24 protein-coding genes and 1 CRISPR repeat array (1 of these 25 running past the window's edge) are annotated in these 23,313 nt (G+C 51.7%); of the genes, 19 read left to right on the top strand and 5 right to left on the bottom strand.

Annotated features, from left to right (window positions below):
• A CRISPR array of direct repeats spans positions 1-2,470; the repeat unit is 36 nt; unit sequence GTTTGAGAGCTATGTAATTTCTTTTGGTAGCAAAGC; it begins 1,400 nt to the left of the window's first position.
• An 80-nt stretch (positions 2,471-2,550) separates the two neighbouring features.
• The 9 genes from C1714_RS08700 to C1714_RS08740 all read left to right on the top strand — a co-directional run bounded on the left by C1714_RS08700 (position 2,551) and on the right by C1714_RS08740 (position 10,268).
• Entirely contained in the window at positions 2,551-3,609 is a 1,059-nt protein-coding gene (locus C1714_RS08700; protein WP_102342799.1) for a M42 family metallopeptidase, read from the top strand.
• A gap of 71 nt (positions 3,610-3,680) precedes the next feature.
• A complete protein-coding gene (locus C1714_RS08705; protein WP_102342800.1) occupies positions 3,681-4,100 on the top strand; it encodes a YbhB/YbcL family Raf kinase inhibitor-like protein in 420 nt (139 codons plus the stop codon).
• Complete coding sequence (locus C1714_RS08710; protein ID WP_102342801.1) at positions 4,100-4,531, top strand: hypothetical protein; 432 nt, start codon at positions 4,100-4,102, stop codon at positions 4,529-4,531. Before C1714_RS08705 ends, C1714_RS08710 begins: the two co-directional genes overlap by 1 nt.
• A gap of 5 nt (positions 4,532-4,536) precedes the next feature.
• Positions 4,537-4,773, top strand: coding sequence for a TM1266 family iron-only hydrogenase system putative regulator (locus tag C1714_RS08715; RefSeq protein ID WP_210115283.1), 237 nt, complete (start codon positions 4,537-4,539; stop codon positions 4,771-4,773).
• Between the two features lie 299 nt (positions 4,774-5,072).
• On the top strand, positions 5,073-7,460 hold the full coding sequence (leuS, locus tag C1714_RS08720) for a leucine--tRNA ligase (RefSeq protein WP_102342803.1): 2,388 nt from the start codon (positions 5,073-5,075) through the stop codon (positions 7,458-7,460).
• 166 nt (positions 7,461-7,626) lie between these two features.
• Positions 7,627-8,367 carry a segregation and condensation protein A gene (locus C1714_RS08725; protein WP_102342804.1) on the top strand — a complete coding sequence of 247 codons (741 nt, stop codon included), beginning with the start codon at positions 7,627-7,629 and terminating at the stop codon, positions 8,365-8,367.
• The gene (gene scpB / locus C1714_RS08730) at positions 8,364-9,056 is read left to right on the top strand and encodes an SMC-Scp complex subunit ScpB (protein WP_102342805.1); all 693 of its coding nucleotides are present in this window, start codon (positions 8,364-8,366) and stop codon (positions 9,054-9,056) included. Before C1714_RS08725 ends, scpB begins: the two co-directional genes overlap by 4 nt.
• Complete coding sequence (locus C1714_RS08735) at positions 9,053-9,832, top strand: SGNH/GDSL hydrolase family protein (RefSeq protein WP_102342806.1); 780 nt, start codon at positions 9,053-9,055, stop codon at positions 9,830-9,832. Before scpB ends, C1714_RS08735 begins: the two co-directional genes overlap by 4 nt.
• The gene (locus tag C1714_RS08740; protein WP_167849993.1) at positions 9,810-10,268 is read left to right on the top strand and encodes a DUF4358 domain-containing protein; all 459 of its coding nucleotides are present in this window, start codon (positions 9,810-9,812) and stop codon (positions 10,266-10,268) included. The genes C1714_RS08735 and C1714_RS08740 overlap by 23 nt, the downstream gene beginning before the upstream one ends.
• A 95-nt stretch (positions 10,269-10,363) precedes the next feature.
• Here C1714_RS08740 and C1714_RS08745 read toward each other — a convergent pair whose 3' ends face one another.
• Positions 10,364-11,041: a Crp/Fnr family transcriptional regulator gene (locus C1714_RS08745; protein ID WP_102342808.1), complete on the bottom strand. Its 678-nt coding sequence runs from the start codon at positions 11,039-11,041 to the stop codon at positions 10,364-10,366.
• A gap of 133 nt (positions 11,042-11,174) precedes the next feature.
• Here C1714_RS08745 and purB point away from each other — a divergent pair, with 133 nt between their 5' ends.
• Positions 11,175-12,473 (top strand): adenylosuccinate lyase, encoded by a 1,299-nt coding sequence (gene purB, locus C1714_RS08750; RefSeq protein ID WP_102342809.1) that lies wholly within the window; start codon positions 11,175-11,177, stop codon positions 12,471-12,473.
• Here the strand turns inward: purB and C1714_RS08755 are convergent.
• On the bottom strand, positions 12,462-13,268 hold the full coding sequence (locus tag C1714_RS08755; protein ID WP_102342810.1) for a copper homeostasis protein CutC: 807 nt from the start codon (positions 13,266-13,268) through the stop codon (positions 12,462-12,464). The two genes, purB and C1714_RS08755, sit on opposite strands and share 12 nt — an antisense overlap.
• A complete protein-coding gene (locus C1714_RS08760) occupies positions 13,269-14,561 on the bottom strand; it encodes an adenylosuccinate synthase (protein ID WP_102342811.1) in 1,293 nt (430 codons plus the stop codon).
• Between the two features lie 92 nt (positions 14,562-14,653).
• Between C1714_RS08760 and C1714_RS08765 the strand changes: the two genes are divergently transcribed.
• Genes C1714_RS08765 through C1714_RS08800 form a run of 8 tightly spaced genes read left to right on the top strand, consistent with a single transcriptional unit; the run spans position 14,654 to position 20,577 of the window.
• On the top strand, positions 14,654-15,487 hold the full coding sequence (locus C1714_RS08765; protein ID WP_245305087.1) for an Mrp/NBP35 family ATP-binding protein: 834 nt from the start codon (positions 14,654-14,656) through the stop codon (positions 15,485-15,487).
• A gap of 7 nt (positions 15,488-15,494) precedes the next feature.
• Positions 15,495-16,184 carry a response regulator transcription factor gene (locus C1714_RS08770; RefSeq protein ID WP_102342812.1) on the top strand — a complete coding sequence of 230 codons (690 nt, stop codon included), beginning with the start codon at positions 15,495-15,497 and terminating at the stop codon, positions 16,182-16,184.
• Complete coding sequence (locus tag C1714_RS08775) at positions 16,156-17,658, top strand: sensor histidine kinase (RefSeq protein WP_102342813.1); 1,503 nt, start codon at positions 16,156-16,158, stop codon at positions 17,656-17,658. Before C1714_RS08770 ends, C1714_RS08775 begins: the two co-directional genes overlap by 29 nt.
• Before the next feature lie 12 nt (positions 17,659-17,670).
• On the top strand, positions 17,671-17,928 hold the full coding sequence (locus C1714_RS08780) for a TIGR03905 family TSCPD domain-containing protein (RefSeq protein ID WP_102342814.1): 258 nt from the start codon (positions 17,671-17,673) through the stop codon (positions 17,926-17,928).
• Complete coding sequence (gene lspA, locus C1714_RS08785) at positions 17,928-18,374, top strand: signal peptidase II (RefSeq protein ID WP_102342815.1); 447 nt, start codon at positions 17,928-17,930, stop codon at positions 18,372-18,374. The genes C1714_RS08780 and lspA overlap by 1 nt, the downstream gene beginning before the upstream one ends.
• The gene (locus C1714_RS08790; protein WP_102342816.1) at positions 18,371-19,282 is read left to right on the top strand and encodes an RluA family pseudouridine synthase; all 912 of its coding nucleotides are present in this window, start codon (positions 18,371-18,373) and stop codon (positions 19,280-19,282) included. The genes lspA and C1714_RS08790 overlap by 4 nt, the downstream gene beginning before the upstream one ends.
• Positions 19,279-20,061, top strand: coding sequence for a rhomboid family intramembrane serine protease (locus tag C1714_RS08795; protein ID WP_102342817.1), 783 nt, complete (start codon positions 19,279-19,281; stop codon positions 20,059-20,061). Before C1714_RS08790 ends, C1714_RS08795 begins: the two co-directional genes overlap by 4 nt.
• 12 nt (positions 20,062-20,073) lie before the next feature.
• On the top strand, positions 20,074-20,577 hold the full coding sequence (locus C1714_RS08800; protein ID WP_102342818.1) for a deoxycytidylate deaminase: 504 nt from the start codon (positions 20,074-20,076) through the stop codon (positions 20,575-20,577).
• Between the two features lie 110 nt (positions 20,578-20,687).
• Here the strand turns inward: C1714_RS08800 and C1714_RS08805 are convergent, their stop codons facing one another.
• On the bottom strand, positions 20,688-21,470 hold the full coding sequence (locus C1714_RS08805; RefSeq protein ID WP_210115284.1) for a 5-deoxy-glucuronate isomerase: 783 nt from the start codon (positions 21,468-21,470) through the stop codon (positions 20,688-20,690).
• Positions 21,471-21,472: 2 nt separating this feature from the next.
• The gene (gene iolC, locus C1714_RS08810; protein WP_102342819.1) at positions 21,473-22,513 is read right to left on the bottom strand and encodes a 5-dehydro-2-deoxygluconokinase; all 1,041 of its coding nucleotides are present in this window, start codon (positions 22,511-22,513) and stop codon (positions 21,473-21,475) included.
• Positions 22,514-22,624: 111 nt separating this feature from the next.
• Between iolC and C1714_RS08815 the strand changes: the two genes are divergently transcribed.
• A complete protein-coding gene (locus C1714_RS08815; RefSeq protein ID WP_102342820.1) occupies positions 22,625-23,296 on the top strand; it encodes an aspartate/glutamate racemase family protein in 672 nt (223 codons plus the stop codon).
• The last annotated feature ends 17 nt before the right edge of the window (positions 23,297-23,313 follow it).

Consider the following 23,313-nt stretch of genomic DNA (forward strand, 5'->3'; position numbering starts at 1 on the left):
TAATTTCTTTTGGTAGCAAAGCTCTCCGGCACCATGCGCCCGATGAACAGGAGTTTGAGAGCTATGTAATTTCTTTTGGTAGCAAAGCTAAGTGTTACTAAAATCCTTGTAATAGTTGAGTTTGAGAGCTATGTAATTTCTTTTGGTAGCAAAGCATCTCCCCCAACTACTGTACATGACACGGAGTTTGAGAGCTATGTAATTTCTTTTGGTAGCAAAGCAACCGTACCGACCATCGATATTCCTATTCGGTTTGAGAGCTATGTAATTTCTTTTGGTAGCAAAGCGGATGTCTGTTCCGACAAACTGCGGCAGCGGTTTGAGAGCTATGTAATTTCTTTTGGTAGCAAAGCCGGTAAAATCGTTTTCCGCTTCCATGAGTCGTTTGAGAGCTATGTAATTTCTTTTGGTAGCAAAGCCGTGCAGCTGATGCCGTTTTTATTTATGCAGTTTGAGAGCTATGTAATTTCTTTTGGTAGCAAAGCTAAACGCGCAATCAAGCTGATCGCGGAACAAGTTTGAGAGCTATGTAATTTCTTTTGGTAGCAAAGCCTGCTTTCTGTCGATGTTCTGAGACTGCTTGTTTGAGAGCTATGTAATTTCTTTTGGTAGCAAAGCTTCGCTTTTCCATTTCCTTACCTCCTTATTGTTTGAGAGCTATGTAATTTCTTTTGGTAGCAAAGCCAGTCGGTTCAGCGAGAATAATCGGCGCAAGTTTGAGAGCTATGTAATTTCTTTTGGTAGCAAAGCTTCTCGGTCGGGTGGAATACCGGCTGGATGGTTTGAGAGCTATGTAATTTCTTTTGGTAGCAAAGCCTGCCCGTTTCTGTTTCCACGCCCCCGAGTGTTTGAGAGCTATGTAATTTCTTTTGGTAGCAAAGCCAGACGGAAAGAAGGAAAATGTTTCGACATGTTTGAGAGCTATGTAATTTCTTTTGGTAGCAAAGCTTCGGCTTTGCTTCAATGTTCCCCCTGTTAGTTTGAGAGCTATGTAATTTCTTTTGGTAGCAAAGCTTTTCCGTCTCTACTTCTCTGAGGCATATAGTTTGAGAGCTATGTAATTTCTTTTGGTAGCAAAGCCTGATTCATACGCTGAACTTTCCTAATCCGTGTTTGAGAGCTATGTAATTTCTTTTGGTAGCAAAGCTCTGCCCCTCGATTACAGGCTTCAGGATGTGTTTGAGAGCTATGTAATTTCTTTTGGTAGCAAAGCCGTCAACGATCATTGCTGCATTAAACGCCTGTTTGAGAGCTATGTAATTTCTTTTGGTAGCAAAGCAGTTTTACCACTACCCTTTTTACCAAAAACGTTTGAGAGCTATGTAATTTCTTTTGGTAGCAAAGCCTGCCTGATGTTGATACTATCTGTGTTGCAGTTTGAGAGCTATGTAATTTCTTTTGGTAGCAAAGCATTTGATAGATTTACAGGTTGATCCGGACGGTTTGAGAGCTATGTAATTTCTTTTGGTAGCAAAGCTGCAGGACAGTTCAATAAGCGGATAACGATAGTTTGAGAGCTATGTAATTTCTTTTGGTAGCAAAGCCCCACACAGCGATGTATCTGCGCGGCAATCGTTTGAGAGCTATGTAATTTCTTTTGGTAGCAAAGCCGCGTGAGCAGTTTGGGAAACGCATGGCCGGTTTGAGAGCTATGTAATTTCTTTTGGTAGCAAAGCATACATCACTGTTAATGCCGATCTGCAAGTGTTTGAGAGCTATGTAATTTCTTTTGGTAGCAAAGCCTTAGTGTATCTGCTGATATCCGCATACATGTTTGAGAGCTATGTAATTTCTTTTGGTAGCAAAGCTGCATTGACCTCGCTCAAGTCGATTCCGGAGTTTGAGAGCTATGTAATTTCTTTTGGTAGCAAAGCTGTTTGAAAAAGATTTGTTATCCACCTACGGTTTGAGAGCTATGTAATTTCTTTTGGTAGCAAAGCCAATAGCGCGCTTAAATAAATAGCGCTTGTGTTTGAGAGCTATGTAATTTCTTTTGGTAGCAAAGCTTGTTTTCTGGTCTTCAGTGATAAATGTTTGTTTGAGAGCTATGTAATTTCTTTTGGTAGCAAAGCCAAAGATGAGGCTACAGAAAAAATTGTCGATGTTTGAGAGCTATGTAATTTCTTTTGGTAGCAAAGCATCCTTCCCGCCCGCTTCAAATTGTGGGCTGTTTGAGAGCTATGTAATTTCTTCTGGTAGCAAAGCCTTCATTGCCGCTTCGAACTGTTCCTGTGTGTTTGAGAGCTATGTAATTTCTTCTGGTAGCAAAGCACTATTCCTCTCATTGCTATTCCTCGATTAGTTTGAGAGCTATGTAATTTCTTCTGGTAGCAAAGCTTGCCTGTGGCGATCGTGTAATTGACTACAGTTTGAGAGCTATGTAATTTCTTCTGGTAGCAAAGCAAGAATTGCTGAAGTATTGAGGCCTATATCAGTTTGAGAGCTGTGTAATTTCTTCTGGTAGTCATTCCATTTGATGATGATTGAGGCAGGCAGCGTTTTCTTTCTATGAAAGAACTATACTGGTAACGATGAGTGAGAGGTGTTGTGATGGAAGAACGGGAACGCATTGAGCAGCTTTCGAATCTGTTTGGACCTTCTGGCTTTGAGGATGAAGTATCGGATTTTGTTCGCTCTGAATTAAAGGAGCTCAGTCTTCATCAGGACCATATGCGCAATCTCTCGGGTGCCTTTGGAACGGATGGTCCGGTTGTGATGCTGGACGCGCATCTGGATGAGGTTGGGCTGATTGTGCAGGCGATCAAACCGGATGGGACGATGCGTTTTCTGACGCTTGGACGCATGGCGCCAGAGGCAGTAGCGGCCAGTAGTTTCCGCATCCGTACGGACAAGGGTACATATGTTCCGGCGGTTGTGGCATGCAAGCCGCCCCATTTCCGTTCGTCATTGGAAAAGAATATGCCTTTGGATATTTCGTCGATGGTTCTGGATTGCGGCACATCGAGCAAAGAGGAGACGGAGGCCTTGGGCATCTCGATCGGATCGCCCGCAGCTCCGGATGTGGTGTGCCGCTATGATCAGAATCTGCACCGGTTCTATGGCAAGGCGTTTGACTGCCGCATCGGTGTGGCGGCGGAAATCGAAACGCTGAAGCGCCTGGAGAGGGAAGGCTTTGATCATCTGTCCTGCCGTGTCGGTGCTTCCTTTGCGGTGCAGGAAGAAGTCGGGGAACGCGGGGTTCTGGTGAATGCTTCGCGGCTTCAGCCGGATGTCATGATCTGCTTCGAAGGCTGTCCTGCCGATGATACGTTCTCGGAAGACTATATGGTGCAGGCGGCTCTTGGAAAGGGGCCGATGCTAAGGAATATGGACGTTTCCATGATTACCAACTGGCGCTTCCAGAAGTTCGCCGTTGATCTTGCGAAGCAGTGCGGCATTCCTGTGCAGCAGTCGGTACGTGCCGGCGGCGGTACGAATGCGGCGGCTGTCAACAGCCGCTTTGGTACGCCGGCGATCGTGATCGGCATTCCGGTGCGCTATATTCACAGTCCGAATTGTTTCGTGGATGAACGTGACTATGAAAATGCGGTAAAGCTGGCTGTGGCACTGGTGCATGCGCTGACGGCTTCCAATGTAGGCAAACTGTAAGAAAGTGGGCCGTTTCCTCTATTGAAAATATGTAAAATAGAGGAAGAATCAGCTTTGAGTAGAGGTGTTCAATGAAAATTACATCCGATGATCTGAAGAATGGTGTATGGGATGATTCCATTTCCCATCTGACCTGCGGAAAGAATGAGAGTCCGCAGCTGAGCATTGAGCCGGTGAACGGCGCCGTCAGCTATGCGGTCTATATGCTTGATCCGGATGGCCATGACTGGGAACACTGGGCAAGCATCGGCAGTGAGACAGAGATCGTGCATGGAGACAATCCGGGCAGCTATGTAGGTCCCTATCCTCCTTCGGGAACGCATCGTTACATCATTTACGTGTTTGCGCTGAAGAAGGAAATCTATGATCTTCCGGGCAGCTTTGATGCGCCGGGCAACCGGATCGAAGAGATCCGACGTGCGCTTGGACCTTTGACGCTGGACGAAGGGTCATTGACAGGTACGTTTACGCGCAGAAAGGGAGTGATCTGATGGAACAGGTACAGATCTGGGAAGCCATCGAGGCCGGTGAACAGGCACACGATGATCTCAGCAGCGCCTATGACAAACTGTGCAGTGCAGCAGGCTGGGGATGGCTTGATGTATTCGGAGGAAAGATGATCGTTACCGCGATCAAGCGTCAGCGCATGAGTGAGGCCGACGCATTGATGGACCGGGCGCAGCGTTCGCTTTCGCATTTTGCGGATGTGCTGCAGAACTACGGAATGCTGGTGCCGGACCGTGTCGGAGGGACTCTGGATGCTCTGGATGTCTTTGACTGGTTCCTGGATAATCCGATTACGGACATGATGGTACAGAGCCGCATCAGTCAGGCGAAGACGACGGTTCAGCAGATGCTTGAAGATCTGGAAGTGGAACTGAACCGTCTGCACACATATGCCGAACAAACGGCAGGGAGATAAAGAACATGATTGCAGTCATCAGTATTGTTGTTGAAAATCCGGAATCTGCAGAGGATGTGAACCGCATTCTCCATGTGCACCGTGATGCGATCATCGGACGCATGGGCATCCCGTACCGTAAGAAGAACATCAATATCATTTCGGTTGCGGTCGATGCCGGCGAATCTGAGATTGCGGGGATGAAGAAGGAGCTCGGGGAAGTTTCCGGTATCCGCGCTGCCAGCGTCGAAACGGCCGAATGAGGCTGGAATTGAATTGAATTCCACGGCGTGCTTTGTTAGAATGAGCGTGCTGTGATGAACGGAAAGCAGTAGTAGGAATTGCCCCTCAGAGAGCATCGGGCTGGTGAAACGGTGCGGGCATGCAGTATGAACTCGTTCCGGGAGCGGCCGCTGAACTGTGCGCTTGCCAGCGTTAACAATGCGAGCAAGAGGGTGGATGGCGATTTGACGCCATGCAAACTAAGGTGGTACCGCGTTGATTATTACGACGTCCTTAGATCAAAGGGCGTCTTTTTTAGTGAAGCCCGGGGAGAAGAACTATGTACGATCATCAGAAAATCGAAGCGAAGTGGCAGAAGTACTGGGAAGACAACAAGACCTTCAAGACGGATGGCTGGGATTTCTCGAAGCCAAAGTATTACGTCATGGACATGTTCCCGTATCCGTCCGGTCAGGGACTGCATGTTGGTCATCCGGAAAGCTATACGGCGACCGATATCATGGCCCGCATGAAGCGGATGCAGGGATACAACGTGATGCACCCGATGGGATTTGATGCCTTCGGTCTTCCGGCGGAGCAGTATGCGCTGAAGACGGGTCATCATCCGGGTGAATTTACCTATGCCAACATTGACCATTTCCGTGCGCAGCTGAAAATGCTCGGTTTCAGCTATGACTGGGACCGTGAAATCCGTACCTGCGATCCGGAATATTACAAGTGGACGCAGTGGATCTTCCTGCAGCTATACAAGAAGGGCCTTGCCTATGTGGCCGAGATGCCGGTCAACTGGTGCCCTGAGGAGCGTGCCGTCCTTGCCAACGAAGAAGTCATCAACGGCAAGAGTGAACATGGTCACGCCGTCGTTCGCCGCAACATGCGTCAGTGGGTGCTGAAGATCACGGCCTATGCCGAGGAGCTGCTCAAGGATCTTGACGAGGTAGACTGGCCGGAGTCGACCAAGGAGATGCAGCGAAACTGGATCGGCAAATCGACCGGCGCTGACATCACGATGAAGATCAAGGATACCAATCTCGAGTTCACGGTCTATACGACGCGTCCGGATACGGCATTCGGCATTTCGTTCATCGTCTTCTCTCCGGAACATCCGTTCGTGGATCAGATTACGACACCCGAGCACAAGGATGAGGTCCATGCCTATCAGGCGGAAGCGGCTAAGAAGAGTGAGCTTGCCCGCACCGATCTGAACAAGGAGAAGACCGGCGTGTTTACGGGAAGCTATGCGATCAATCCGGTCAACGGACGTCTGGTTCCGATCTGGATTTCTGATTATGTGCTGGCCAACTATGGTACCGGCGCCGTCATGGGTGTGCCGGCAGGCGACCAGCGTGACTGGGACTTTGCGACGAAGTTCGGCCTCGAAATCATTCCGTTCATGAAGGATGTCGACATTTCCCAGGGGGCCTATGCCGGGGAAGGCATTCATGCAAATTCCGGCTTCCTCGATGGTCTGAATGTTGAGGAATCGAAGAAGGCGATGCTGGACTGGCTGGTTGAGCATCACTGCGGCGAGCCGAAGGTTCAGTACAAGCTTCGTGACTGGCTGTTCTCGCGTCAGCGCTACTGGGGTGAGCCGATTCCCATCGTTCGTATGGATGACGGGACTCTGCGGGCGCTGCAGGATTCCGATCTTCCGCTGGAGCTTCCGGCGGTTGACAACTATCAGCCGAGCGAAGACGGAGAGTCGCCGCTGGCCAATGCCAAGGACTGGCTGAATGTGACGATCGATGGTCAGCACGGTGTGCGTGAGACAAATACCATGCCTCAGTGGGCAGGTTCCTGCTGGTATTATCTGCGGTATCTGGATCCGCATAATGATAAGGCTCTGGCAGATCCCCAGCTGATCAGGCACTGGATGCCGGTTGATCTTTATATCGGCGGTGCGGAACATGCGGTTCTGCATCTGCTGTATGCGCGGTTCTGGTACAAGGTGCTGCGCGATTGCGGCGTCGTGTTCAACGATGAGCCGTTCCAGAAGCTGTATCACCAGGGCATGATCCTGGGCGAGAACGGTGTCAAGATGTCCAAGTCGCTCGGCAATGTCGTGAATCCGGATGATCTGGTCAAGAGCCATGGCGCCGATGCGCTGCGTCTTTATGAGATGTTCATGGGACCTCTGAATGCGTCCAAGCCGTGGTCGAGCAAGGGTATGGATGGTGCGCGCCGCTGGCTGGACCGTGTCTATCGGGTCGCGGAAGCCAGGATGTACACCGATGAGCTGACGCCGGAGCTTGACTATAGCTACAACGTGATGGTTAAGAAGGTGACGGAGGATTATGACAGTCTTGCCTTCAATACGGCCATTTCGCAGATGATGGTATTCATCAATGATGTGTACAAGCTGGGCCGTGTGTCGAAGGATATGCTGGAAGGCTTCATCAAGATTCTGTCGCCGATTGTGCCGCATATCTGCGAAGAGATGTGGCAGATGGTAACGGGGAAGACAGGCATCTCCTATGAGCCGTGGCCGTCATTCGATGAGTCCAAGACGCAGATGAATGAAGTGACGATGGCTGTGCAGGTCAACGGCAAGATGCGCGGAACCTTTACGGCGTCTGCGGATGCCAGCGACGAAGAGCTGACGGAAGCCGCCAAGCAGGTGGAGTCGGTTCAGCGTCAGATTGAGGGCAAGACCATCCGCAAGGTGATCGTCGTCAAGCACAAGATCGTGAACATCATTGCTAACTGATGTGTACGGTTTTGTAAAATGCGTTAAGTCCCATAAAATTGAGCTTGGTATCATAGAGACGCAGATTTCTGCGCCTTTTATTTGAGAATCTCTGCTTTGCAATTGGTTGGTTGTCCGGGGAAACGATAGGAATAGGATGGCGTTTTTGGTATAATTTGCGGTGGTTATGGAAGACTTCAAGGTTACGATTGACAAGTTTGAGGGTCCGCTCGATCTGATGCTGCATCTGATCAAGGAAAAGCAGCTGGATCTCTTCGATCTGGATATGAATGTGCTGACGAATCAGTACATTGCCTATCTCAACTCGATGAAGGATATGCACCTGGAAGTGACCAGTGAATATCTAGTGGAACTGGCGGAGCTGATTGAATACAAGTCCCGTAAACTGCTCCCGAAGGATGAGTCGCAGCCGGAAGAAGATGAAGAGGATCCGAAGGAACGCCTTGTCCGCAGACTTCTGGAATATCAGCAGTACAAGAACGTGAGCCAGACGCTTGGCGAGATGTTTTCGGAGCGTCAGGAGATGCTGGGACGCCCTCTTGCCAAAGAGGCGGATGAATGGATGAAAGATGACAGCAGCCAGCCGTATGAGGGGGATCCCTACGAACTGATGAAGGCGATGAAGCGCTGTCTCATGCGGATGCAGCTGGCGAAGCCGATCGGCGTCAAATATACGCAGCGTGAAATTTCGATGGAAGACAGGGAGCTGCAGATTCGATCGCGTCTGACATCGCTGCCGGATACATTCCGGTTTGAAAATCTTCTGGAAGATGTAGAAAGTCTTCCGATGTTTATTGCAACATTCCTTGCGGTGCTGGATCTGGCCCGTCTTCATACGCTTGTCTTTACAGTGGATCAGGATGATGTGATCTGGTTTTCCAAAGGAACGGGGACATTATCGGCATGAGTGAATTAGAGAAAGAAAAAACAGAACCGGAAACGGAAAAAGATCAGGAACCGGCGCAGACGAACGCTGCCCCGGTAGATGTTCATAAGGATGATTCTGCTGCCTCGGAAACTGCAGACAGCCTGGATGAAACAGAACAGGAAGGCCGGGCGAAGGCAATCCTGGAAGGGCTGATCTTTATTGTCGGCGATGACGGTATATCGGCTGAGCAGGCGGCTGAGACGCTTGACGTGAGTGTGGAGCGTGTTGAGCAGCTTGTGGAAGAGCTGAAGAACGATTACAGTGATGACAGCCATGGCTTTGAGCTGACGCAGTACGGTGGTCTTTACCGCTTTATGTCGAAGGAGTTTGTGCATCCGTATGCGGCGCAGCTGTTTCAGATGGGCAGGCAGGCGACGCTTTCGCAGGCGGCTTTGGAGACGCTGGCGATCATTGCCTACAAGCAGCCGGTGACCCGCGTCGAGATTGAGGAAATCCGCGGTGTGGGAGCGGATGTGATGCTGAGAAAGCTGATGGCGCGCGGGCTGATCAGGGAGTCGGGCCGCTCAGACGCTCCGGGCAAGCCGATTCTCTATGAGGTGACGGAGGAATTCATGAATTCCTTCAAGCTGATGAGTCTGAAGGAGCTGCCGGAACTGCCGGCCTTCCGCAGCGATGACAATGAAGATGATGGAGATTTTCTGAAGTGATCACAGGGAAGAAAACATTACAGGTGATGGCGGCGGCGCTTCTGTTATGCGGCTGCGGGAGTCCGGCGGCTGCGACGGGTGCGACGGCATCTGCGGCGGCGGGACGGAATGATTCGTATGCCTGTCGGGTGATGGACTACTATGACTACAGTGCCCCGGCACCCTATACGGTAGAAGCGGTGGATGAGAGCTATTATGCGGATACGCTGTTTGCCGGAGATTCGCGGATGGGTTCGCTGGCTCTCTACGGCTCGCACCCGGATGCGGAAGTTGACTACGTGACGAGTCTCAATCTTCTGCTCATTGATACGATGCCGCTGGATGAACATGAGGATGGTTCGACGCTGATGGATGTTCTTTCTTCGACGACGAAGGATAACATTTATCTGCTGTTTGGAATCAACGAGATCCGCAATTCCAACTTTGATGCGTTCAATGCGCAGTATCAGGACATTCTGACGATGCTCAGGAACAATAATCCGGATGTGAATGTCTACATTATTCTTGCCTATCATCCGGACAAGATTACGGACCTTCCGGAGCCGCAGTTGAGTGAGCATCTGCAGAATCTGAATTCGGGACTGATTACATTGGCTGAGACCAATGCGATGTTCTATCTGGATACGGACAACGGCCTTGATGAGAACGGCACGATCAAGGATGATTATGTATGGGACGGTCTGCACCTCAACCCGACCGGTGCCCGGGCGTTTGAAGACTATATCGCTACCCATGTGGTACAGAAGGAGAAATATGTTAAAGAAGTTTGTGAGTAGTTTACTGGTGATTGGATTGCTTGCTGGATGCGGCAGTACACAGAGTGCTGAAGCTTCGTCAACGTGTGCAGATACGGCAGCTTCGTTAGTCAGCGAGCTCGGCCTGAGTGATACGACGAAAGAGGCGTCCGACCGCATCATTTCCGGTCTCTTCTTCTTTGATGAAGGAACGATTACGGATTCTTCGCTCTATGTTGCCACTGATAAGTCGGCGAATCTCGTTGGTGTCTTTGATACGACGGACATGGACGCAACCAAGAGTAAGATCAAGGATTATCTCAGCACGTTGAAGTCGCAGATGCAGTCCTACTATCCGGATGAAGTGTTCAAGATTGATAACGCCGTTCAGGAAGATAACGGGACCCGCATCATTGTCATTGTCTGCGATGATCTCGAAACAGCAAAAACCGCGGCGCGAAGTGCACTGGGTCTCTAAACAGGAAACAATGAAAGCGATATGCCTGCATGCAATGATGCGGACATATCGCTTTTTAAATGAACAGAAGGGGGATGGATCTGAAGCTTCCTCTTTTATTTCTGTCCAGGGCCTTTTTCCTTCAGCTCAAAGTGATTATGGTCACTGCTGAACCATCCGTCTCTGGCAAGCCGGGCGATTTCAGTGGAAAGGGCGGAACGGTCCACGGCAAGATATTCTGCCATTTCTGCCCGCGTATAGGGAATGTCAAAGGAAGGGGAACTGTTATGGAAGAACTGCCGCGAAAGGAAGCAGCGGATCTTGGCGGGCGTTGAGCGCTGCACAAGTATCTTCTGACGCTGCTGCAGCAGGAGGCTGCGTCGCGCAAACTGGTTCATCAGATTGCGGATCACGATCGTGTGCCATGGCTGGGATCCGTCGAGCTTCAGTATTTCGCTGAGTCCGACCCAGAGAACGATCGAAGCCGTGACGGCTTCAATCCGTTCATCGGCGATGGCCCCGCGGGTCTGGGCAAGATCTTCGGCAAAGATCATGCCGGGCTGAATTTCTTCGATCGGTGTCAGAGTTCCCCAGAAGCTGACGTCGCTGATGGTCAGGCTTCCTTCGAGCAGAATCCCCATGCGATAGACCGGTCTTCCCTCTTTAAGAACAATCTGGCAGCTGCGGTAGTTTTTCAGCTGCGAATCGAGGCTTTCAAGCATGGCCGGAAATTGCTGTTTTTCAATGCCCGCAAACAGGGGGCAGCGGTAGATCATTTCTTCTGTTTTTCGCATTTGGATTCTGCTTTCTGATAGCGGTTTCGGTGTTGGTTTTCCAACATGACAGTTCCATTATACCGATCCCTGTTCCCGTTGCAGAAAAATGAGGTTCCTCGTACAATCGAAAACGGAAAAGGGAAGAGTGACTATGATTGAACGGTATGCACGCAAAGAGATGGAACAGGTCTGGAGCCTTGAGCAGCAGTATCAGGCCTGGCTGGAGGTAGAGATCGCTGTCGATCGCGCCTGGGCGAAGCAGGGCATTGTGCCCATGGAGGATCTCGAGAAGATCGAAAAGAATGCGTCGTTTACAGTCGAGCGCTGCCTTGAGCTGGAACAGGTTACCCACCATGATGTCGTTGCCTTTACGCGCTGCGTATCGGAAAGTCTTGGGCCGGAAAAGAAGTGGATCCACTATGGCGTAACGTCGACGGATATCGTCGATACGGCAAACGGCCTGCGCTTCAAGCGGGCGGATGCGATCCTGAGAAAGGATATTCAGGACTTCATGGATATTCTCAAAACAAATGCGCTGAAGTACAAGGATACGCTTATGATCGGCCGGACCCATGGCATTCATGCGGAAATTACGACGTTCGGTATGAAATTTGCTCTCTGGTATGAAGAAATGAAGCGCAACCAGCAGCGCTTTGAGGCTGCTGCGGCCGACGTGGAGTGCGGAAAGATCTCCGGGGCGGTCGGCACCTTCGCCAATATTCCGCCTGCCGTGCAGGATGATGTATGTGCGCAGCTTGGACTCCATTCGGCGAATATTTCGACGCAGATTCTGCAGCGTGACCGGCATGCGCATTACTTTGCGACGTTGGCTCTGATCGGATCCTGCCTGGAACAGATGGCGATGGAGATCCGGCATTTGCAGCGTACGGAAGTTCACGAAGTGGAGGAACATTTCTCGGCCGGGCAGAAGGGATCCAGTGCCATGCCCCATAAGCGGAACCCGATCGGCAGTGAAAACATCTGCGGCTGTTCGCGTGTGCTGCGGGGATATATGGTTACCGCCTATGAAGATATTCCGCTCTGGCATGAGAGAGATATTTCCCACTCCAGTGCGGAGCGTATCATTGCGCCGGACGCCACGATGCTGCTGGACTATATGCTGGTGCGGTTTGGAAAGATTTTGAAGAATCTGACAGTGTTCCCGGAGCGAATGAAGGAAAACATCAACAGGACTCATGGCCTCATTTATTCGGAGCGGGTCATGTTAAGTCTGATCGAGAAGGGTCTTTCACGTGAAAAAGCCTACGACCTTGTTCAGCCGCAGGCTATGAAAGCATTTGAAGTCAATGGCGATTTCCGTTCCTACATCGAACAGGAACCGCAGATTACATCACTGCTCAGTGAGGAGGATATTGATCACTGTTTCGACCCTTCCTATCAGGTGCGCAATGTCGATGAAATTTTCAGAAGAGTAGGCCTACTCGGTTAATTCGCCTTCGACATCATCTTCGTAGCGGTCGCTTTTGAGCATGTCCTCATCGGCGCCAGGCATATCTTCACTGCGTAAGTGATCTGCGTCAGCCCTGTGCTGGCACAGTTTTTCAAATACCTGATTCAGCGTCGCGGCACTGACCGCATCGTAGGCGCCATTATCCTGCAGCGGGGTACGTGCACTGAGATGAACCTGATTCGAGCCCGTAGACGCAAGCAGATCGAGGACATTGCCGGGCCGGACGCCGCAGCCGGGAAGAATCTCGATGGAATCTCCATAGGAATCAATCAGATGTTTGATCATATCCGCTCCAAGCAGACATGTTTCCTTCTGGCCGCTGGTCAGAACCCGGTCCACATGGCAGCGGATCAGGGCCCTGATCGCCTCATCGCCATCACGGGTATTATCGAAGGCACGATGGAATACGGCCGTCTTCCCAAAGGAATGGATCAGATCCACCATCTTCTCTGTCATTCCTTCATCGATGGTATGATCCGGATTCAGAAAACCAAAGACGATGCCATCGGCTCCTTCCTTAAGAAATACTTCCGCATCCAGGAACATGATCTGCTTCTCCTGCAGGCTGTAACAAAAGCCGGCACCGCGGGGACGGACCATCGTCATTACAGGAACGGAAACATTCTTCTTCACTTCCCGAAGCGTGGAAAGCGAAGGCGTCAGACCGCCCAGTTCGAGGGCGCTGTTGAGCTCAATGCGGGCAATCGGAAACCGTCCTGCCGCAAGTGCATCCCCCAGGCCTCCGCAGCACACCTCAACCTTGACGGATTTCATTTACTTCACCAGCTTGTGCAGAAGGATACTGCCGCTGCGGTCCGGATTAACGGACACCAGTGATACCTGCGTGTGGCAGTATTCCTCAATGAAACGCACATAGGCACGGCAGTTTTCCGGGAGATCTTCCCAGCTCTTGACGCCGCTGATATCTTCCTTCCATCCGGCAAGCATCCTGTAGACTGGCTTGGCTTCTTCCAGATCCCTTAGGCACGCCGGCACATAGTCGATCACGCTTCCGTCCTTCAACTGATAGCCGGTGCAGACAGGGATTTCATCATAGCCGGAAAGAATGTCGATCTTTGTAACGGCAAGGTCGGTCAGACCATTGATGCGCACCGCTTGGCGAACAACCGGAAGATCCAGCCAGCCGACCCGGCGCGGCCGGCCGGTCGTTGCGCCATACTCGGCACCGCGTTTGCGCATGTCTTCGCCCATCTCATTGTTCAGCTCCGTTACGAACGGTCCTTCACCGACACGGGTGGAATACGCCTTGGCGATCCCAATGATTGTATTCAGCTTCTGCGGCGCGACACCGGCGCCGGTTAAGGCTCCGCCGGCGGTCGGGGAGGACGAGGTTACATAGGGGTAGGTGCCATAGTTGATGTCCAGCATGTTTGCCTGTGCACCTTCGAAGAGAACGTTTTTCCCGGCGTCGAGGGCGTTGTTTATGATATCCGTCGCATCGACGAGCATCGGCAGAAGGCGTTCACGGATATTCATGAACCTGTTCAGCAGATCGTCATAGTCAAACGGTTCGCCGCCATAGAGATCCACGATTTCCCTGTTCTTCATCGGCAGGATTTCCTTCAGCTTGGCAGCGAAGATATCCGCATACTTGAGGTCGCACATCCTTAGACCGATGCGGCTGTACTTGTCACAATAGCAGGGGCCGATGCCGTTCTTGGTTGTGCCGATGCGCATACCGGGGTCTTTGGTGGCTTCCTGCAGCTCATCGATGCGCACATGATAGGGCATCAGAATGTGGGCGCGGTCCGCAATATGAATATGATTCACCGGATAGTCGTGTTTCGAGAGTTCTTCCATCTCCTGAAAGAGAACGAAAGGATTGACGACGACGCCCGGTCCGATGATGCAGTCGGCATTCGGATTGAGTATTCCCGACGGGAGCAGGTGCAGAACGATCTTATTGCCGTTGATGACGACGGTGTGACCTGCATTGTTTCCGCCCTGGAAGCGGACGACCATGTCCATATCCATGCCAAGCAGATCAACGATTTTGCCCTTGCCTTCATCTCCCCATTGGGTGCCTACGACAGCGTATCCAGCCATTTGGTTATCCTCCTGAAAAAACAAGGCCTATTGTAGCACCCGGCGTGCCGTTCTTATCGCTTTTTGATAATATTACGGGGAAGGAGTTTTTTATGAGTGAAGAGAATAAAAAGGATCCTACTGAGGAGAAACTTGATAAGATGTTCGGCCGCCACAAGGACGGTACGCCGCTGAAGCTGGAGCTCAATCCGCGCAGCTCCGTGAAAAAGATGTTCGGCATCGTCTCCGGCAAGGGAGGTGTAGGCAAGTCATTTGTGACTGCTTCGTGTGCGGCTGAAATGCAGCGCAGAGGAAAGCGGACAGCGATCCTCGATGGCGATATTACCGGTCCAAGCCAGGGAAGAATGTTCGGTATCAAGGACAAGCTGTACAGCGATGGTCAGCTGGCACTGCCCGCGGTTTCCAGAACAGGCATTCAGATCGTCAGCGCCAATATGATGCTCGATAATGATTCGCAGCCGGTGATCTGGCGCGGTCCGGTTGTGTCCGGTGTTCTGCAGCAGTTTCTGCAGGAAGTGTTCTGGGACAACGTGGATGTGATGTTTGTTGATATGCCGCCCGGAACCAGCGATGTTCCGTTAACCGTGTTCCAGCAGTATCCGCTCGACGGCATTCTTGTTGTTGCCTCGCCACAGGACCTGGTATCGATGGTCGTTGAGAAGGCTATGAACATGGCGGCGATGATGAACATTCCGATGATCGGTCTGATTGAAAACATGAGCTGGGTCGAATGCGATCATTGCGGAAATAAGATCAAGATCTTCGGCGAATCACATACAGCTGAGGCCGCCGCACAGTTCCATATTCCGCTGCTGGCCCAGATTCCTATGCGCCCGGGATATGCACAGGCGGGCGATGAAGGAACGATGGAAGATATTCAGGTTCCTGAGATCGCTGCCGTCTGTGACGCTTTAGAGCAAAGATGAGGTAGGTATGGCAGTTGTTCTGGTTTGTGATGATGAGGAAAAGATCCGCCAGTTGATCCGCAAATATGCGGAGTTTGACGGCTTCACTGTCCTGGAGGCGGCCAATGGTCTGGAAGCGGTCAAGACCTGTGCCTCGCAGCCGGTAGACATCGTTTTGATGGATGTCATGATGCCGGAGATGGACGGCTTTGAAGCTGTCCGGCGCATTAAGCAGGATCACAAGGATCTGCCGTTCATCATGCTGACGGCACTCGGCGAGGAGTATGACAAGGTTCATGGCTTTGATCTTGGCGTCGATGATTATGTCGTCAAGCCGTTCAGCGGCCGTGAGCTGATGATGCGCATCCATGCCGTTCTGCGCCGCAGCGGGCATGAAGAGGGCAGCGCAAATGTCTATACGCTGGGCGGTCTCCAGATCAACTTTGATGCGCATACGGTGAGTGTGGATGGACAGCGTGTTTCCCTTTCGCTGAAGGAATATGATCTGCTGGTCTATCTGGTGAAGCATGAAGGCCAGGTGATGCGGCGGGAGATGATTCTGGAAGCGGTCTGGGGCATGGATTTTTATGGCGATGAACGTACGCTTGATACGCATGTCAAGCTGCTGCGCAGAGACCTGGGCCCCTACGCAAACCACATTGTGACAGTCCGGGGGGTAGGTTATCGTTTTGAAAAAGAAAGCTCCGGTCAGAATTAAAATCGCCAAATATCTGTTTGGCTTTGCGGCAGGCCTGATCATTCTTCTGCTGGTTTTTCAGATCGGCCTTCTGCAGCCGATGTACGAGCACTACAAGCGTTCTGCCGTCAAATCAGCGGGTGAAGAGATCACTTTCGCTCTGCAGAATTATGAAGGAACGGAGCTGAATCAGCAGCTGTACCGTGTTTCGGCGTCGGATGATGCCTGCATTCGCATCATTCAGGGCAATACCGATACGACAGCCGGCAATGGCGGGTGTCTTCTGTACCGGATGAGCACGCAGGAGATTGCGACCCAGGTTTCAAGAGCCTCGGAATCAGAAGATCAAACGTACCTGGAAACACGGACCAGCGCCTTTGCGACGATGCCGGGCGGACCGACGGACAATTCTCTGAACCCCCGGGGAGCCGACAGCAATGTTGTACAGGAGCTGATCTATACGCAGCTGGTTGAGATCGAAGGCGTAACAACCGTGATCATGACATCGACAACACTGACGCCGATCAGCGCCACGATGTCGACGCTGCGGATTCAGATCTTCTATATTTCTCTCATTGTCATTGCGGCAATGGCGATTCTGACGTGGCTGTTCAACCGTCACCTTGCCCAGCCTCTGGCGGCCATCAACGGCGCTGCCAAGGAACTGTCCGAAGGAAGATACAGGACCCCTGACGCAGATCTGAACTACCAGGAGGCGCAGGAACTGGATGCGACGCTGCAGCAGGCGGCCATTGATATCAACAAGGCTGAGAAGGCGCGCCGCGATCTCATCAGCAATGTTTCGCATGATCTTCGTACACCATTGACGATGATCAGCGGCTACGGGCAGATGATGCAGGATCTTCCGGGTGAAAAGACAGATGAAAATCTGCAGGTCATTGTCGATGAAAGCAACCGCCTGACGGCTCTGGTCAATGATCTTCTGGATCTTTCCCGCCTGCAGAACAACCGGATTGAGCTGAAGCTGTCGGTTTTCAATATGACGGATTTGATCCATCAGGAGCTTCGGAAGTATGAAATCTATCACGTGAAGGATGGATTCGATTTTGAAACGGAGCTGGACGACGATCTGTATGTGAAGGCGGACAGGTCAAGAATTGCGCAGGTATTCAATAACTTCATCATCAATGCCATCAATTATTCCGGGACGAGTCTTCGTATCATCATCCGGGCAAAGAAAGATGATGATTCTGCCCATATCGAGATTCAGGACTTCGGCGAAGGCATTTCCGAGGATCAGCAGAAGGATATCTGGGACAGGTATTACAAGATTGACCGCGAACACGTCCGCCACAGCAATGGATCGGGCATTGGCCTGAGCATTGTGAAGCAGCTGCTGGAACTTCATCATGCCCGCTACGGGGTGCGTTCGAAACCGGAGGATGGCAGTACCTTCTGGTTCGATCTGCCATTGGCTGATCCACCCGGAGCAGACAGTACGGAGTGTGCTAAAATTTCCGATAATCAGGCATGAGAGGAGAGGTGTATGAGTGAGCGTTATATTTATCATCCCAAGGGCACATGCTCAACAGAGATGATCTTTGATATTGAGGACCATAAGGTAAAGAATCTGGAAGTCGTCCATGGCTGCAACGGCAATCTGAAGGGCATCGCTTCCCTGGTTCAGGGGATGGATGTTGATGAAGTGATCAAACGGCTGGATGGCATTACCTGCGGAATGAAGCCGACATCCTGCCCGGATCAGATTGCGAAGGGGCTGGAAGCCTGGAAGGAACAGCACTAATGGAAATTCTGGTGATTGCGGCGGTACTGATCATTGATCAATGGTCGAAGGCTGTGGTTCAGTTCAGTACATCGCTTCCGATCGAGGTAATTCCCAATTATTTTTACATTACCTATCTGAAGAATGAAGGCGCCGCCTGGAGCATGCTGGCGGGGAAGACTGTGCTTCTGGAGCTGATTGCCTTCGTGGCGATCGGCATTCTGCTGTACGGCCTGCTGCAGGTGAAGAAAAAGAAGCAGCGGCTGCTGATCATTGCGTATGCTCTTCTGATTTCGGGAGCGGCCGGCAACCTGATTGACCGCCTGCGCTTTGGATATGTACGCGACTTCTTTGAATGGTATCCTTTCCACTACAGTTTCCCGGTGTTCAATGTCGCGGATGTGGCGCTGACATTCGGTGTCATTCTGCTGGTGATTGGCGTATGGCTGACGGAGAAAAAGGCATGAGCAGAGAGTTGTTTACATCGGAAGAAGACGGTGTTCGGGTTGACAAGTATCTGAGCACCGTTTCATCGATTTCCCGCACCCGGGCCCAGCAGCTGTGCGAGCTTGGCCTGGTGAAGGTGAACGGTCAGCCGGTCAAGAGTGCCTATAAGCTTGAAGTCGATGATGTTGTTGAAGCAGAGATTCCGGACGATGAACCGCTGGCGATTGAACCGGGGAGTATTCCTCTGGATATTCTGTATGAAGATTCGGATGTGATTGTCATCAACAAGCCGAAAGGAATGGTCGTCCACCCGGCCCCCGGTGTTTATACGGGGACACTGGTGAATGCGCTGCTGTACCATTGCCGGGATCTTTCCGGTATCAATGGTGTACTGCGGCCGGGAATCGTGCATCGAATTGATAAGGATACGACCGGATGCCTGGTCGCGTGCAAGAACGATTTTGCGCATCGCGCCATTGCCCTCCAGCTGCAGGATAAGACCTGCCATAGAGAATACAAGGCGGTTGTGGAAGGTGTACTGAGGGATGATGATGGTCTGATCGATGCGCCGATCGGCCGTGATGCGCGGGATCGGCAGAAGATGACGGTCACTGAAAAGGGCAGAGAAGCACGGACACGCTTCCATGTTCTGGAGCGCTATGCCCATGCCAGCTTCATTCAGTGTGCGCTGGATACGGGAAGGACCCATCAGATTCGTGTCCATATGAAGTTTATCGGTCATCCGGTAATGGGGGATGAGAAGTATGGTCATGCCTGCAGGTATATGGATACGCAGGGGCAGGTTCTGCATGCCTACCGGCTGACCTTTGTTCATCCCCGTACTGGGAAAGAAATGACGTTTGAAGCGCCGCTTCCCGACTATTTCGAGAAGCTGCTGACGATTCTGCGCGGAGAAACAGAGGCATGAAGAAGCAGCGGATGCCGCTGACCTGGGTGGTGATTGCGGTCTGTGCGCTGAATTATGGTGTCTCTCTGCTGTTGCAGCACAGCGGCATTTCACAGATTAACGCCGAGATTCTTGCCGGTGCCTACTATAAGCCGTGGATTCTCTGCGGCGAGTGGTGGCGGTTATTGACGGCCGGGTTTGTGCATGGAGGCTTGTGGCATCTGGTCATGAACATGCTGGCGCTGTATTCGCTGGGCCGGATGATGGAGCCATATTACGGTTCGCTGCGCTACGGGATTCTCCTGCTGGCGTCGACCGTATGCGGTTTTCTCTTTCTGATGGCAGGCGGTCACAATACGATAGCCGTCGGGCTGTCGGGCGGTCTGTACGGACTGATGGCAGCCTATTTCATCCGCCTGACGTATCTGCGTGCGTGGAGACTGCCGGGGATCCGGCGCAGTATGATTGAAATGGCCGGTCTGAACCTGCTGATCAACTTTTTGCCGCAGGTTGCCTGGCAGGCGCACTTCGGCGGCTTTGTGTGCGGAGGTCTGCTGGCGATGGTGGTAGATCCCGATCCCCGCCTTTCGCAGAAACTGCGCCGGAGCTTTACGGTATGCTTTGCGTTTTTTGCCATCGTGCTTGTTTCATCTGTGGTTAAACAGCGGACCATTGACCCGGATGAAGTATATCTGGGTACGGACCGGCAGATTCTGATGGTTCTTGATGAACATGGAATGAGCAGTTACAGCAGTCAGATGTGGAACCGGCTGCTGAAACTGTATGGCTTTGATCAATGAAGGGAGACAGCTATGACAGGAAAACGGCCAAGTGATCAGGTACTGACCTGGGATGAGTATTTTATGGGGCTTGCGCATCTGAGTGCGCTGCGTTCCAAGGATCCCCATACACAGGTTGGTGCGGCAATTGTCGATGAAAACCACCGGGTTGTTTCGGTGGGCTACAATGGCTTTCCGAAAGGCTGCAGCGACGACGTCTTCCCCTGGGATCGGGATGGAGACGGCCTCAACAGCAAGTATCTGTATGTCGTTCATGCGGAGCTGAATGCCATTCTCAATGCGCCGCGCTCGCTGCAGGACTGCACACTGTATGTTTCGCTGTTCCCGTGCAATGAATGTGCCAAGTCCATCATTCAAAGCGGTATCAAGCGCATCGTTTATGAGTCTGACAAGTATGCCGATACCGAGGCGATGAAGGCATCAAGACGCATGCTGGAGGCGGCAGGCATTGAACTGATCCGCATTCCCAACACCATTAAGCTCCACGTGGAAAAGGTTCCCAATACATCTCTATGATCATTGAAAGCGTCCGCAGTCTGTGGCCGCTTTTTTCTTTTTCCCCTTTTCTTTCTTTGCTGATAAAACAACCGGAGGGATGCTTGCTCCTCCGGTTGTTTGTATCGTGATCAGGATTTAGCGTCGTGCATCCAGGTGAAGGCTTCGTCTTCACACCGGTCGGTCTGCAGCCACGGGTTTCCGTCAATGTGACGGATCATCCAGCAGGTGTACATCTGGTAGCCGGGGGCAGCGGACTGCGGATGCAGGCGGCCGCCGGGGATGGCTGAGAAGCTGTTGTTCACGGACTTGAACACATCATCGCCGACAAAGGATGCACCGAAGCCTTCCGGGCGGTCAAACTTGAAGAAGTAGCACTCCGGCTGCGGGTGACGGTGGGGCAGATAGCCGGACCAGTTGCCGCGGTCGTTGAGCACTTCGCCCAGGACCATATTTGATTCGGGGCAGATGTCATGATCGAAGATCGTATTGACGCGGCGGTTTGCCGTATTGCCGTAAAGACCCTTGCAGGAATACTTCCACGGCGCATCGGCCGGAGTATAGAGGCGGCTGGCAAAAACACGCTCATTCTTCGTGCACTGCACCAGAATCTCACAGTCGCTCAAAGCCATGACGCTGACCGGCGTATCTTTTGAAACATGCAGAGCGTAGGGGCCGTCGGTGAAGACATCCTTTCGATGTGCATTCTCCGACTTTCCTTCCCACTGGTAGGTGATGTCGCCGCTCAGCAGAAGAACCGCCATCTCTTCCTCCGGCTTTTCGAAGGAGCGGATCTGATACTTCTTCATGGCATAGACACGGATGTCCATGTTCATGTGGGCATATTCACCCTCGTAGCTGACCAGTGGCATTTCGCCGTTTTCATTAAATTTTCCGTAGCCGAATACCTTCATGTTCAATCCTCCATTCTGGCAACCTGTTCGCCATATTGTTTCTTTTCTTCGTCAATGAACTGCTGTACTTCTTCCGTCGAAGGAAGGGCATCAGAGCAGTTGTTGGCGCGTACCATCATACTCGCTTCTGCAGAGCCGAATTCCAGACACTTCGTCATGTCCCAGCCCTGATAGATTCCATACAGGAAGCCGGACGCATATCCATCGCCCCCGCCGAATCCCTTGCGGGCATGGACAGGGAAGGGCTTGATCGAATATTTCTGACCGTCAGCCGTATAGGCCGTGGAACCCTGCATGCCGTGCTTGATCACGCATACCCTGGCATGGAACTTTTCCCAGTAGGCGGCGCTTTCTTCATCGCTCATGCCTGGGCGGATCAGACGTTCCGTGAGATCAAACTCTTCCCGCGATCCCATGATGATCGATGCCTGACGGGCGGCCAGCGTATAGTAGATGCTGATTTCATCCGGATTCTTCCAGTTGTATTCCCGGTAGTCGATATCGAAGATGACCGGCGTATGAACCTTTTCGGCATACATCATTGCCTTCAGCGCTGCTTCTCTGCTCGGCGACTGGGCAAGGGCACAGCCCGAGATCAGCAGTGCCTTGCTTGAGGCAATGTAGGCTTCATCGATGTCATCCACATCCAGGCTGAGATCGGCAGCCATGTTCCGGTACATCAGGATATGGCTTTCGGTTGCGGAACACATTTCCGTAAAGGTAAGGCCGAGTTTTTCACCGTGCTTTGCCCGCACGATGCGGCTTGTGTCAATGCCGTGATCCGCAAAATATTCCGTCACGAAGTCGCCGAACTGATCATCGCTGACCATGCCGATGAAGCCGACCTTCATGCCGTGCTTCCGCGTCCCAAGGGCAACGTTGGCCGGAGAACCGCCGACATACAATTCGAAATTGTGTACCTTCCTGAGCGGCTTGAAGTCTTCCTTGACCTGATCGTTCCAGGCGGGGTTGAAGTCAATGGCAATGCGCCCGAGTAGAATGAGATCCAATGGCCGGCTTTGATCCAGATGAATGTATTCCATATCTGTCCTTCTTCCTTGTCCCCTTGATAGTAACATCAATTTATCAAAAGATGATCATAAAATGACAAAAATATGATACATTGATCGTGAAAATGGACAGGAGAAATAATCATGACAAAAATCTATGCAGTTCATACCAGCAACGTTTCCTATAACGATCTGAAGGCTCTGTTTCATAAATATGCTCCGGATGTGGAGTACTACAGCATCGTCGATGATTCTCTGATCGAAGAGGTCAAGACCGTCGGCTATATCACGCCGGGCATCATTTCCCGGATGAGTGCCTATTTCAAGATTGCCGAGGACTGCGGCGCCGACCTGATCTTCAATCAGTGCAGCTCCGTCGGTGATGCGGCCGACATTGCGGCCAAAGGCGTCGATATCCCGGTTGTGCGCATTGATGAGGCAATGGATGAAACGGCAGCCAGGATCGGTCATCACATTGCCCTGATTGCGACGGTTGCTTCGACGGTCGATCCTTCGACGCGCCTGCTGAAGCGCAAGATTGCGGAAGCCGGCAGTGATGCGAGTGTAGATTCGATTCTTGTGGACGGAGCCATGGACATGGTCATGGCGGGAAAGGTTGAGGAACATAACCGCCTCGTCAAGCAGGCAATTGATCAGGCAGCTTTGGATCATGACTGCATCGTACTTGCCCAGGGCTCGATGACGGCGATTCTTCCGTATCTTGGCGATGTGAAGGTTCCGGTACTGACATCCCCGGAGCTTGGTGTAAAGAAGGCGGTCAGCGTATTGAGAGCATCGCTTGCAATGAAGAAGTGACCAGGCAGATCGGATAT

It is taken from the genome of Galactobacillus timonensis, assembly GCF_900240265.1.
Lineage (GTDB): Bacteria > Bacillota_I > Bacilli_A > Erysipelotrichales > Erysipelotrichaceae > Bulleidia > Bulleidia timonensis.